Raw genomic sequence first — 12,264 nt, forward strand, 5'->3', positions numbered from 1 at the left:
TAAATGCTGTCTAAATATATTTAGTTATTTGTTTGACTATGGGCGTAGGTAAACAAACCCTTGTTGCTGAAGATGTGCTAGTTCTGCAACACCGCTGGCAACAATATCTTCTTTGGTAGCGTCATATAGATCTCTATCCACGTTAACGTTGCGGCCTTTTAGCGTGTTGGCGCAGACATTAAATTTCACACCTTGCATTTTCAGCTTATCGATCTTTTGGGACATGGTTTGATCGGCATTCGCATGTTTGAACTTAGGTACATTCGTTAATGCTTCAGGCTTTAGAATCAAAGACAAACCGTTACCGTGCATGACCACACGTAAATCCAAGTTATCAGCACCTACGGCATTGATATGGTTTTGAATATTGCGCAGTGTTGATGACTGCTTCTTAGCATTGTCATAATTGATGTGGTAAACCACTTTTTGCTTACCGTAAGCATTGTCGTTGGCTTGGACATTGCCACCTGCAAAAGCAAGTGAGACAAACAAAAAAGCTTTAAGGGTATTGAATAGTATTTTCATAATGACCTCTTTTTATTGGACTTATACGGGTTGTTGTCGGTTTGCTTTTTATGGCTTAAGGACTTGCCACCCTGCGGCATTAAGCTGAAGAATGCGAGCCGCACCAGCCGGTACAATGGTTGCACCTTCCATAACGTCAGGTTTCTTGCCTAATTTTTTGCCGAAATTACCAAGCGTATTGGCGCAGGCTGAAAAACGCACACCGGCTTCCATCATCGGTTTGATACGTTTGGTGTTTACATTGCCGTCGAGTAGAAGACGGACACCAGGACCGAATGCAACGATTTCAATATCCAAATCTGCGCCGTAATGCTTCATAAGATTATTGGCAACATTCAAAACAAGAGTTTGCTTGAAAGGGTCTCTGTCACTGATCTGCAAAACAACCTTATTTTTTGCAAAGGTATCAGGGATTGTTGGTTCTGGGACTTCGGCAATTGCTGTATTGAGCATAAAGATGCCTAATAACAAGACAATGCAATTTTTGATTTTTAACATAAATTTTCCTCTTTGCTGGATCCCGAATTTACATCGGCTTCACTGGTAATAACGAACCAGCTGGAAATTTATTCCATATTTTTGCAGCAAAGGTTTTTATGTCTAGAACAGCTTGTTTTATTTAAGGATTTGCTTATGTTTTTTTAGTTTTACAAAAGGTGAAAATTTCATTACTATCGAAAAAAAACTATTAATTGGGTTCTTATGATTTTCAACAGCAAAGTCGCTGATCTGTTTTGTGCAGCAAAAGAAAAGAAGCGTTTGAACGATATCCTAGAAAAACGATATAGTCGTCTATATCGATTGGCCTACGCTTGGTGTCATCAAAGAGTGATGGCTGAAGATTTGGTTCAGGATACTTTTTTAAAGGCATTGGAAAACCGCAATGATCTGTCTAGTTTAGACCATCTAGATGCCTGGCTTGCTAAAATAATGCACAATTTATTTTTGGATATTATGCGCACAAACAAGCGTTGGCAGTGGGCTGATGAAAATGAAATAGACGAACTCTATGCGCAGGCATGTAATGAAACGACCCTAATCGCTGCTCAGACTACCGAATGTATATGTAAGGCGATGGCCTCTCTGCCTTTTGAACAGAGAGAAGCCATCGCTTTAGCTGATATTCAGGGGTTTACCTATCAGGAAATTTCCGAAATCACCGATACACCGATTGGAACCATTATGAGCCGTATTTCACGTGGGCGAGAAAACCTAGCGAAACGACTGCAGCAGCTAGAAAATACAGAACAAAAAAAGATTATCCCATTAAGAGGATAGAGAAATGAAAAATAGAATAGAAAATTATCAGTTACACGCCTATTTAGATGGCGAATTAACACATGAGGAATGCCTCGAGATTGAGCAGGCATTGAAAGAAGATGCCGAATTACGTTTTAGATTGGAAAAGTTCAGTACCCTGAAATCTGATGTGAAAAAAGCTTACTTGAATTTACCAATTGAACAATATGTTGCTACGCCTAAAGAGAAAAAAAGCAATCTTAAAGATGGTTATTTCAATATTGCCGCGTCATTGTTTTTGGGTGTTATGATTGGTGCCGGCTTGATTACCTATTCGGTTGAGCCTAATGTGATGAATTCAGCTTTGGTGGAGCAAAACCAAAGCAACAATCGATTTTTAGTGCATATTGATACCAATGATATCGAAAAGCAGCATGCAGCCTTGTTGCAGATCGAGCAGATTTTTGTCGAATCGACCGATAAGGTGCAGGTTGATTTGGTTTCCAACAGTACAGGAATCGAGATGTTGGATAAAAATAATCCTGCCACTGAAGAGTTGCAGGGTTTATTAAAACGTTTTGATGGGTTGACAGTGTATGCTTGTCAAAGAGCGCTAGAAAGAGCCCAAAAGGCTGGCAAGCCAATTGAACTGATTCCTGAAGCGGTATTCGATCGTCCGGCGATTGATCGTCTAGCTGAGCGTCTGACCTCTGGCTGGAAATACATCAAAATCTAAATTTTTTTCTGGCTTAGGGTATGCCGTCTTAAGCCAATAAGCGGTAACCCTTGATGAGCCATTCTCCCACTTCCTTTGCTGATGTTTTTCATCAACCGAATTACAAATCCCTATTCGCCGTTCAATTTCTTGGCGCCTTCAATGACAATTTGTTTAAAAACGCTCTGGTTATCTTGATCACTTTTAAGCTCAGTCAACAAATGACCGAGACAGGACTAATGATTACTCTGGCAGCAGGTTTGTTTATTTTGCCATTCTTCCTTTTTTCGGCAATGGCGGGGCAGTTGGCAGATAAGTACCCGAAAGCCTTGCTTATTAAAAAGATCAAGCTGGCCGAAGTCTTGATTATGCTGATAGGTGGTTTGGCTTTGCTTAACCAGGACTTATGGTTACTGTTTTTCACACTGTTTTTAATGGGTACCCAGTCGGCTTTTTTTGGCCCGATCAAATACTCTATTTTGCCGGAAATCATGCCAGAGAATCACCTGGTCAAAGCCAATGGCATATTTAGTGGTTCGACTTTTATTGCTATTTTGATCGGTACGATTTTTGGTGGCATTGGCATTATGCTGCCGGATGGAGAGCTGATTATGGCTAGTGCGGTAATACTGGTAGCCGGTATCGGTTATGGCTTCAGTCTTTTTTTATATTCCGATCAAACCAAAAACGGTGATATAAAAATCGACTACAACCCCTTGCAAAGTACTTGGCAGGTTATTCAAGCCACCCGGGATTTCAAATTGGCGCGCTTTGCGGTCTATGCAATATCTTGGTTCTGGTTTATCGGCGCAGTCTTGCTTAGCCAGATTCCGGCGCTGGTTAAATATGAATTATTTGCCGATGATAATGTTGTAGTTCTGTTTTTAACCCTTTTTTCTGTTGGTATCGCCATTGGTTCGACATTGGTCGCTAGGCAATCGGATTTTATCAGTTTGCGTTGGCACTGGGTCTGGTTGGCATCAATGTCCTTGTGTTTGCTGCTGACAGTGGTTTCAATTCAAGCGACAGATTTTGCGGATTTACAAAAATCGCTCAGCGTTTCACGTGAAACATTCTTCACCATTGAGCAGTTTATTGCCATTTATCCGCTTAATCTCACCATGCTTTTTTTGGCCTTGTTAGCCATTTTGGGCGGTGCTTATATCGTGCCGCTTTATACTTTGCTGCAGACACAAACTCCTGAGTTCGCCAGGGCACGTATGGTAGCGGTAAACAATATTGTTAATTCGTTTTTGATGGTACTTTCGGCAGTATTGATCATGATCGGGTTTGCCGTTAGCCTGAGCTTGTTGAATATGCTGTTGATTTTAGCGGGGCTTAATTTATTAGTTGCCTGGCTGGTGTTTGGTTATCGACATAGTAAAAATTTTATACAATAGTTACAGGATTATTTTGAGATGTATAAATGAAAAGCTTATTAAAACTGTTTGTCAAAGGCTTGTTCAAGCTGTGTTATCGAGTTGAAGTCAAAGGACTGGAAAACTACCAGGCCGCTGAAAAAAGTGGCCGCCCCTTATTGATTATCGCCAACCATGTTTCCTTATTGGATGGCCCTTTACTGGACCTGTTTATTCCCGGTAATACCGCCTTTATGGTCGATAAATCTCATACCCAAAAATGGTTTGAGCGATTTATTCTCTCCATGAGCGAATACTTCACCGTTGATACCCATAGTCCTTATGCCGCCAAACACATGATTGAGGAGCTCAATAAAGGCAAGCAGTGCATGATCTTTCCTGAGGGAAGGATTTCCACTACCGGTGCCTTAATGAAGGTCTACGAAGGTACCGGACTGGTTGCCGATAAAACTCAAGCGGCGGTGCTCAGCGTGCATATTGGCGGTGCCGAATTGAGCCGCTTGTCTTATCTAGACGGCACTAAATCGGGATTTATTAAACAGCAGTGGTTTCCTAAAATCACCATAAGCATTCAACCGCATACACAAATTAGCCATCCGCAAAACCTTAAAGGGACAGAAAAACACAAGTTCTATAAACAGGCGGTATTCAAGTTACTGCGGGATTCGAGTTTTTTTGCTGCCGAAACCAATCATTCGTTGTATGCAGCGTTAATTAAGGCCAAACAAAAATATCACAGTAAGGATGTCTGCATAGAAGACATCAATGGTCAGAACCTTAGTCTGAAAAAATTGACTTTGGCATCGATCATTCTTGGTAGAGCTTTGAAGAAAACGCTCAAAAAAGAAAAGCGTGTCGGTTTGATGTTGCCGAACGTATCCGGTATGCCGGCGACCTTTTTCGCTTTGCAGGCATATGGTTATGTGCCGGCTATGATCAATTTCACCGCCGGTAAGGCGGCTATTGAATCGGCTTGTGTCACCGCAGAGCTGCAAACCATTGTCACTTCACGCCGCTTTATCGAAGCGTTTGAGATTGAAGCGTTGGTCGAGTCCTTGGAAGACAAGGTTCGCTTTGTTTATCTTGAAGATATTCGTAGTGAAATCGGTATTTGGCAAAAAATCAGCGGGCTTTTAACACCGGCGAAATCCTTACCGGGTTATAAGACCGAGACGCATTTCGAGGCTGTCGTGTTGTTCACCTCAGGCTCTGAAGGGGCGCCGAAGGGTGTGGTGCTATCGCATAACAATGTCACCAGCAACATTGAACAGGCGATATCGATGCTTAATTTGATTCCGACAGAAAAGGTTTTCAATGCGTTACCGACGTTCCACTGTTTTGGCTTGACGGCAGGTCTGCTTTTGCCGGTGTTAAAAGGTGCCAAGACCTTTATGTATCCATCACCGGTGCATTATGCGGTAGTGCCGGAAATGGTCTATCAGAGCAATGCCAAATATATTTTCGGTACCGATACATTCTATAGCGGTTATGCGCGCAAAGCGGACTCTTACGACTTCTTCAATTTGCGTATGATGATTGCTGGCGCAGAGCGTTTGCGCCCAGAGACTCGAGAGCTTTATGCGAATAAATACCATCAACCGATTTATGAAGGCTATGGAGTTACCGAAACCACCCCTATTTTGGCGGTGAATATCCCAACCGCCTATAAACACGGTTCGGTAGGTCAGTTTGTACCCGGTATTGAATACCATTTGGAAGAAGTGCCAGGTATCAAGGATGCTGGCAGATTGTTGGTTAAAGGCCCAAATGTCATGTTGGGTTACCTGATGCCCGGTGAACCGGGTGTATTACAGCCGCCAACCGATGGATGGCACGATACCGGCGATATTGTTCAGGTCGATGAAGAAGGTTATGTCTGGATCAAAGGCCGCGCCAAGCGTTTCGCAAAGATTGGCGGTGAAATGGTGTCATTGACCGCGGTAGAGCGTTATATCAATAAGGCAAGCCCGGAAGGTCATCACGTGGTTGTCGCCGTGCCAGATGAACGTAAGGGCGAGAAGCTGGTGCTGGTGACCGATGATGAAGGCCTGAGCAGAAAAACGGTCAGTGATGCGGCAAGATTGGCGGAAGTAGCGGAATTGATGATTCCGAAAACGGTTATTCTGGTTGAATCGATTCCGGTATTGGGTACCGGTAAAACCAATTATCCGGAAGTACAGAAATTGGCCGAGCAGCATTCCGGCGGCAGTTGATTGTTCTTACAAAGCAAAGAAAACCTCCTCTGCTTATGGCTTTGGAGGTTTTTTTATTTTGGTCTATAAAGTGCGGTGAGAGCCGAATCCGTTTTGGCGGAATGATCGGTTTTATTGAAAGCGTTCATCTCTTTTTGGATACTGGCAATGCAGTCATCCGCCAATTCTGCATTTTGATAAAGATGCTTTTCCAAAGCCAGAAGTTGTTCCTGCAATAAGGGGTTTTCGATGTCATGTAATGATTCGATGTGCTGCTCAAGACGCAGTTTCTGCAAGGTTTGATGGTAGAACTGTGGCAGAGATTCAACCGGCAGTGCTTTCACTTCAGGCAAAGTAGTATGCGCTTGTATGCTTGTAGATAAGGTTTTAAGCGCGTTTAAACGCTGTTGTAATCGATAAACCCAAAAAAGCGTGCTCAGCCATAACACAACCATAATTAAGCTGATGTAGAACCAATAACCGCTGTCGGAGTTGTGCTCGCTAACAACCGTTGTTGTTTGGCCATCAATTGGCGTTGTTGGGGCGATTGAATTTAATGCCGCTAGCACTTCAATATTCTGTGCCGCCAATTCAGTCACCTGAAAATGCTGGGATTCGGTATTCCACCAGCGAATCGATATTTTCGGAACCGTGATGGTTCCTGTTGCTGTCGGTACTAAGGCTAGTTTAAGGGTTTTTATCGCCGTCACACCATTGCTATTGAGCTGCTGACCATCCTGTTCGCTATCGATATAAACCTTTAAATCCTTGCCGCCATCAATATTTATTTTCGGCAGCTGGGTTGATTTCAAACCTTCGACACGAATAGTGATTTCGCGACCGATACTATCGCCCAAATGAACCTGATCAACAGAATTTAACCAATTTTGATCAATCCTGACCTGTCTAGCCGGCAACCAGGGGGGAGTGTTTTGCGGAATAGGCAATACCTTGATTTTGATGGCTTCGGCACTGGCTTGGATGCCTTTTTGGCGGCCACCGAGACTGAGCATTCCGGTAAACATAGGTCCGGGAATAGTTAAAACCCCACTTTGTTGGGGAAACAACGCATAACGCCATTCGTAAACGGTATAAGCTTGACCATTGATGGTTTTGCCATAGACCGACTGCTCTTTTAAGGTTTCCGATTGGGCATTGGCGAAATTGGGCGGACGAATATTGCCGTTTAAAAGCGTGCCTTGCTGGTAGAAACGCAAGGTATAGATAACTTGCTGTTGGACAAATACCTCGGACAAGTCGGTTTTGGCTTCAAGAAAATAAGGTTTGACTCCGGCTTTATAGCTCGGCTTGGTCACCTCAATCGGGTAGGGTTTGCTTTTAACGCCTTTGAGTTCAAAAGGTGGGATCATCAATTTACCTGTCTGTTTCGCCACCAGACGCAATTGCCAACGGGTGGTGGAACTGAAATCACCATTAATAATCTGTATTTGATTGCTTTGCTGGCGGCTCAATACATCGAATTGGTCCTGCAAAATAGAGGTATCCAGACTGGCATTGGCGATTTGAAAGTCTGTTTCCACTATGACAGTGATAATGTCGCTCAACTCAACCTTGTCGCGGTCGGCTTTAACGCTGATGGAGTCGGCAATGGCACTATTAGCGGCCAAGCATAAAACACCAAGCAGACAAATTTGCATAAAACAATTGCTGAGCCGCTTGGTTGAGGAAAACAAAAAAAACTCTGTTGTACGGTAGCTATTTACCATGGTTTATCCGTTGTTGTCTGATGGTTCTGATTCTGTTGATATTGATATTCGAATTTACGTTTTAGAAACAGTCCGGGTTGATCTGGAATCTGCTGTAACCAGTTACGCTGCGCCTGTTGCTGTTCGGTTAGTGGCTCGTCTGAATCGAATTGAGCAGCCTTATTATCGCTTGGGTATTTTTGTGATTCTTTAGCAGTTTTATCAGTTAATCGAGGTTTTTTGTCGCTATCTGCATTATTTTGTTGCGAACTGCCTTGATCTTGTTTGTTGATATCGGCGTCTTTTTGTTTGCTTTCTTGTGCTTGTTGGGAAGCACCGGCTTTATCCTCCGCAGACGGATTGGCTTTTGATTTAGGATCGGCCGACTGTTTATCTCTGTTTTGAGCGTTTTGCTTTTGTTGTTGCCCTTCGTGCTTGGTGTCTTTAGTTTCTGTTGTTGGAGAAGCTTGCTCGGTCTTTTCGCTGCTTTCAGTTTTAGCGGATTCTTGTGGGTGTTGTTTGCTACGGTTCTGATTTTGTTCGGCTTTGTTTCGCTGTTGATTAAGTTGCTCAACCACGGCCAGGTTGTCTTTGGCTTGCTGCCAATCAGGTTTGAGTTGCAATGCCTGTTTATAGGCTTTTATCGCTTCTTCAAGTTGGTTATCCATCGCCAGGGCATTGCCCAAATTATAAAACCCTTGGGCACTCTTATCGGTAGCAAAAAGTTGAGCCGCTTCTTTATATTTGCCTAGCTTATATAAAGCGCTGGCGCGCCATTGAGGGTCGGTAAATTGTGCTTCGGCAGCGCTATACTGGTTGTTTTGCCAAGCTTGGTAACCGAGTTGATCGGGTGATTTGAACAGATCGCTCCATACCGTTTCATTAGCTTGAGCATAGCTTGGTTGTGGTTGCAGGGTTAAAAGTGGTGAAATGAAAAACAGGCTGAATAAAATGCCGCGACGATAAAACAGAGCCACCGCTGGAATAATCAAAAACAGTAAAAAGATGCCGACATCCAATGGATGTTGTACCGATTTCCCCGGCTCTTTTTCATTATGGGTTGCGCCCTTATCAAATGGCGGTAACAAGCTGCCGGTTTGCTGTTTGGCGGCATTAAACTGGGTCCAGTTGAATGTCACACCTCGTTGATTGGCGACTTGCACCAATTGCCTAAAATTATCCAGTGGCAGGGTGGGATGCACTAATTGACCGCTATTGTCTTTAAGCAAGCCGTAATTGGGAATTTGTACTACGCCACCGGCTTGTGTGCCAACGGTCATTAGACTAATGCTGTAATCATGTTTTGCCAACCATTCGCTGATTGGTTGGATTTGGTCGTTTTCCAGATCATCGGTGATCCAGATAATATGCCCTTGCGTGACCTGATTACCCTTTAACAGTTTAGCCGCCAGTTGCAAAGCTGATAGAGGATCCGAGCCATAGCCCGGCATCAGCAAGGGATCGAGTGATGGCAATAGGTTGAGCAGGGTCGCGTTGTCTTCGGAGATCGGACTGATCGTATGCGCCGAACCGGCATAAGCCACCATCCCGGTGGCATATTCAGGGTGTTGTTTTAACAGGTCGGTAAGCAGATATTTAATGCGCTGCAAGCGCTCTGGCGGTATATCGTCCGCCATCATCGACAGCGATAAATCCAAAACAATCACGTTACCTTGATGAGACTTTTTTGCCGGAATCTCTATTGCTTTAAGCCACGGGCCTGATAGGGCAAATATCATTAGAATCCAGACAAAAGCGAGCAAGGCGAGAATCATTTTCTGATTCAGGCTAGGTCCTTGTTGTGCGCTATTTGCTAGCAGTAGCTTTTGGAACTTGGCGGCAATAATCTGGTTCCAGGCACCGTTTTGATGTTGTTTTTGCCAGCCTAGATAAAGCAATAGCAACATCGGCAATAGAGCCAAAAACCACCAAGGACGTAAAAAGTGCAATTGATTAAGGATTTCCATTACAGCGCGCTCCTAAACCGCCATGCGGCGGCGAAAAAGCTTAATAACAGAGCCAAAGCCAAAGGCCAAATATAGAGTTCACTCCGTAACCGGTAGCTGTAGATATCATGCTCAACCGATTCCAACTGGTTGATGTGCTGATAAATCTGTGCCAGTTGTTTGGTGTCGTTGGCTTGAAAAAAGGCACCCCCGGTGATTTTGGCGATTTGTGTTAGCGCTTCGATATCCATATCCGGCTTTTGCGCGAGGAAATTATCCAAACCGACCCGGCTACGAACCTTACCGACCCCAACCGTATAGATCTTCAAGCCCATTTTCTTTGCCTGCTGGGCGGCATCGAACGGATCTACTTCGCCGTCTGTATTGGAACCGTCTGTGAGCAGAATAAGCACCGAATCGCTGAGTTTTTGTTGCTGTTTATATTGGTTGAGGTGTTTAAGGCTCAGACCTATCGCATCACCGATAGCGGTATTGTTTCCGGCCATACCGATTTCGGTTTCCATTAGCAGGGTTTTTACCGTATTTAGGTCGTAGGTCAGAGGACTCTGTAAAAAAGCCTGACTGCCAAAGACAATCAACCCCATTCTGTCGCCTCGGCGTTGGTTGATAAACTCGGAAACCACCGCTTTGACCGCTAGCAGTCGATTGACTTCATCGCCACCTAGATACATATCGGTTTTTTGCATACTGCCGGATAAATCGACGGCTAACATCATCTCCTTGCCGCTGGCTTCAAAGGGTGTGCTATCAAGATAGTAAACCGGACGGGTTGCGGCCAGAATCAAGCTGATCCAGAGTAAAACCGCCAGAACCGATAGCCTCGATTTTTGTTGTTGCGGATCGATTAGGCTTTGTTCAGGCATTTGTCCATTGATGCGTTGAATGATTTGCGGTGCCAATAGCGGAGACTGCTGCTGTTTGACCGGTTTTATGACAAAGCGCAGTAGCCAGGGTAGTGGCAATAAAGCCAGCATCCACGGCCAGAGCAGATCAACTTGTGCAATATGATTCAGCAAACCGTTCCACATTATTGGTGATGTCCTTTAATCCATTTGTAGGCATAGTCATACCAGATCTGCACCGCATTTTTTACCGAAAGAGTTTGCTGATTGGCTATTTGTATTTCGGTTCGCTCCTGATAACCTAGCATCATAATCGCATTGAGATTATCCGGTTGGGCAATGAACTTGCAGCGGTTCTGCAAAAAATCGAGCCAGGCTTGATCTATCAATGCCGCGGTGGCATTACGTCCATAAGCGCTGAGTGCGACCTGCTTTACCAATTGGTTGATTTCAGCGATTTTTTCGTTGGCGCTAAGATGTTCGGCCTGTTGAATGACCTGTAATTTTTTTAGTGCCTGATGGCGGTAGCGATTGCGGCGTTTCTGCTCGAGGAAATACCAAGTCACACCGACAATCGCCATTATCAGAGCGAAAATCAGTAGCCAGGAACTATAAGAAAGCGGCCACCAGCCGACAGGGTCGGGCAATTGAATATCGTGCAGTTGTTGGCCAAGCGCTGCACTTAGCTGAGTCGCATCATTCAGGTTATTCGGGTTGTCCATTACATTGGGCACAAGACTTCGCCTCCATTAGACAATTAATTGTTGTTGCATTAAAGCCGACATCGGGTTTGCCGCACTGGATACCTCTATCAGGGCGATACCGAGTTGACTGCATCGATCAAAGGTTTGCCGCCACTGCTTTTGATAAAGGTCTTGATAGGCGGCTTGGGTTTTTGAGTTACTGCTATCGAGTTGCAGCCAGTTATCGCTCTGCAAAGAGGGGGTCAGGCTAAGCCAACCGAAGTGTGGTAGCTGTTTTTCCAAAGGATCATAAATGTGGATCGCGCTGACATCGGCTTTTTTGCTCAATTGCAGTAATTCTTTGGTAGCGCATTGCGTCATATTGATCATATCGCCGATTAAAAACACCTTGTGGTTGGCGCTCGGGCTCAATAAAAGTTGTTTGAGTGCCTGAGGCCAGTCTTTGGCGTTGGGTGATTGCGGTTGACGCAACTGGTTTTGTAAGGCAATCGCCTGTTGCAGGCAAAAACCCCACTCCGAGGTTTGACGTTTTGCCGCCTGCCAGTGGTGTTTTTGCCCGTTGAACAGCAGAGCACCGATACGTTCATTTTGCTGTAATGAGACCCAGCCCAAGATTGCCGCGATATTTAATGCCTGCGCCGCTTTGGTATGGACTCGCGAGCCGAAGAACATATTGGCGGTCTGTTCAACCACCACCAAGGCGGGACGTTCGTTTTCCTCAATAAACAGCTTGGTATGCGGTTTTTGCGTGCGTGCGGTGACACGCCAATCTATATGGCGGATGTCGTCACCGGGTTGATATTGGCGTACCTCGCTAAAGCTCATGCCACGACCTTTTTTCAACGCAGTATGCTCACCACTGTGATGGGCGAGTTGATTGGGCTGGTGTTTGAGTTTCTTTTGCTTCACGTGAAACCTGAACGCCACCAGTTCATCCAATTGGCTGTACAGACTGTCATTATCCATAGCATTCGCAGTCATAACTAAGCATCATC

At 44.6% G+C, this 12,264-nt stretch carries 11 protein-coding genes; 4 read left to right on the plus strand and 7 right to left on the minus strand.

Annotation, left to right across the window (positions count from 1 at the left end; all coding sequences use genetic code 11):
• Positions 1 to 36 precede the first annotated feature (36 nt).
• Together FE785_RS00280 and FE785_RS00285 are read right to left on the minus strand one after the other, a co-directional pair.
• Positions 37 to 525 (minus strand): DsrE family protein, encoded by a 489-nt coding sequence (locus FE785_RS00280; RefSeq protein WP_138563264.1) that lies wholly within the window; start codon positions 523 to 525, stop codon positions 37 to 39.
• A 48-nt stretch (positions 526 to 573) separates the two neighbouring features.
• Positions 574 to 1,023: a DsrE family protein gene (locus FE785_RS00285; protein ID WP_138563266.1), complete on the minus strand. Its 450-nt coding sequence runs from the start codon at positions 1,021 to 1,023 to the stop codon at positions 574 to 576.
• Between the two features lie 204 nt (positions 1,024 to 1,227).
• Between FE785_RS00285 and FE785_RS00290 the strand changes: the two genes are divergently transcribed.
• Genes FE785_RS00290 through FE785_RS00305 form a run of 4 tightly spaced genes read left to right on the plus strand, consistent with a single transcriptional unit; the run spans position 1,228 to position 6,071 of the window.
• Positions 1,228 to 1,803, plus strand: a complete 576-nt coding sequence (locus tag FE785_RS00290; RefSeq protein ID WP_138563268.1) for an RNA polymerase sigma factor — start codon at positions 1,228 to 1,230, stop codon at positions 1,801 to 1,803.
• Between the two features lie 4 nt (positions 1,804 to 1,807).
• A complete protein-coding gene (locus FE785_RS00295) occupies positions 1,808 to 2,500 on the plus strand; it encodes a zf-HC2 domain-containing protein (RefSeq protein ID WP_138563270.1) in 693 nt (230 codons plus the stop codon).
• Positions 2,501 to 2,553: 53 nt separating this feature from the next.
• Complete coding sequence (locus tag FE785_RS00300; RefSeq protein WP_138563272.1) at positions 2,554 to 3,879, plus strand: MFS transporter; 1,326 nt, start codon at positions 2,554 to 2,556, stop codon at positions 3,877 to 3,879.
• Positions 3,880 to 3,905: 26 nt separating this feature from the next.
• Complete coding sequence (locus FE785_RS00305; protein ID WP_138563274.1) at positions 3,906 to 6,071, plus strand: AMP-binding protein; 2,166 nt, start codon at positions 3,906 to 3,908, stop codon at positions 6,069 to 6,071.
• Between the two features lie 53 nt (positions 6,072 to 6,124).
• On the opposite strand, the gene FE785_RS00310 is transcribed toward FE785_RS00305, so the two are convergent.
• The 5 genes from FE785_RS00310 to FE785_RS00330 form a co-directional block, all read right to left on the minus strand.
• Positions 6,125 to 7,708 (minus strand): BatD family protein, encoded by a 1,584-nt coding sequence (locus FE785_RS00310; protein WP_168188878.1) that lies wholly within the window; start codon positions 7,706 to 7,708, stop codon positions 6,125 to 6,127.
• Positions 7,709 to 7,770: 62 nt separating this feature from the next.
• A complete protein-coding gene (locus tag FE785_RS00315; RefSeq protein WP_138563278.1) occupies positions 7,771 to 9,723 on the minus strand; it encodes a VWA domain-containing protein in 1,953 nt (650 codons plus the stop codon).
• On the minus strand, positions 9,723 to 10,751 hold the full coding sequence (locus FE785_RS00320) for a VWA domain-containing protein (RefSeq protein ID WP_138563280.1): 1,029 nt from the start codon (positions 10,749 to 10,751) through the stop codon (positions 9,723 to 9,725). The genes FE785_RS00315 and FE785_RS00320 overlap by 1 nt, the downstream gene beginning before the upstream one ends.
• Complete coding sequence (locus FE785_RS00325; RefSeq protein ID WP_138563282.1) at positions 10,751 to 11,299, minus strand: DUF4381 domain-containing protein; 549 nt, start codon at positions 11,297 to 11,299, stop codon at positions 10,751 to 10,753. The genes FE785_RS00320 and FE785_RS00325 overlap by 1 nt, the downstream gene beginning before the upstream one ends.
• A gap of 15 nt (positions 11,300 to 11,314) precedes the next feature.
• A complete protein-coding gene (locus tag FE785_RS00330) occupies positions 11,315 to 12,250 on the minus strand; it encodes a DUF58 domain-containing protein (protein WP_138563284.1) in 936 nt (311 codons plus the stop codon).
• Positions 12,251 to 12,264 lie beyond the last annotated feature (14 nt).

Source organism: Thiomicrorhabdus sediminis, from assembly GCF_005885815.1.
In the GTDB taxonomy this organism is placed as follows: Bacteria; Pseudomonadota; Gammaproteobacteria; order Thiomicrospirales; family Thiomicrospiraceae; genus Thiomicrorhabdus; species Thiomicrorhabdus sediminis.

Bases quoted from the DNA above. Each gene is read 5' to 3' on its own strand.
- FE785_RS00285 (WP_138563266.1), bottom strand. From the start codon at position 1,023: ATGTTAAAAATCAAAAATTGCATTGTCTTGTTATTAGGCATCTTTATG.
- FE785_RS00300 (WP_138563272.1), top strand. From the start codon at position 2,554: ATGAGCCATTCTCCCACTTCCTTTGCTGATGTTTTTCATCAACCGAAT.
- FE785_RS00310 (WP_168188878.1), bottom strand. From the start codon at position 7,708: ATGCAAATTTGTCTGCTTGGTGTTTTATGCTTGGCCGCTAATAGTGCC.
- FE785_RS00330 (WP_138563284.1), bottom strand. From the start codon at position 12,250: ATGACTGCGAATGCTATGGATAATGACAGTCTGTACAGCCAATTGGAT.
- FE785_RS00315 (WP_138563278.1), bottom strand. From the start codon at position 9,723: ATGGAAATCCTTAATCAATTGCACTTTTTACGTCCTTGGTGGTTTTTG.
- FE785_RS00290 (WP_138563268.1), top strand. From the start codon at position 1,228: ATGATTTTCAACAGCAAAGTCGCTGATCTGTTTTGTGCAGCAAAAGAA.
- FE785_RS00295 (WP_138563270.1), top strand. From the start codon at position 1,808: ATGAAAAATAGAATAGAAAATTATCAGTTACACGCCTATTTAGATGGC.
- FE785_RS00320 (WP_138563280.1), bottom strand. From the start codon at position 10,751: ATGTGGAACGGTTTGCTGAATCATATTGCACAAGTTGATCTGCTCTGG.
- FE785_RS00280 (WP_138563264.1), bottom strand. From the start codon at position 525: ATGAAAATACTATTCAATACCCTTAAAGCTTTTTTGTTTGTCTCACTT.
- FE785_RS00305 (WP_138563274.1), top strand. From the start codon at position 3,906: ATGAAAAGCTTATTAAAACTGTTTGTCAAAGGCTTGTTCAAGCTGTGT.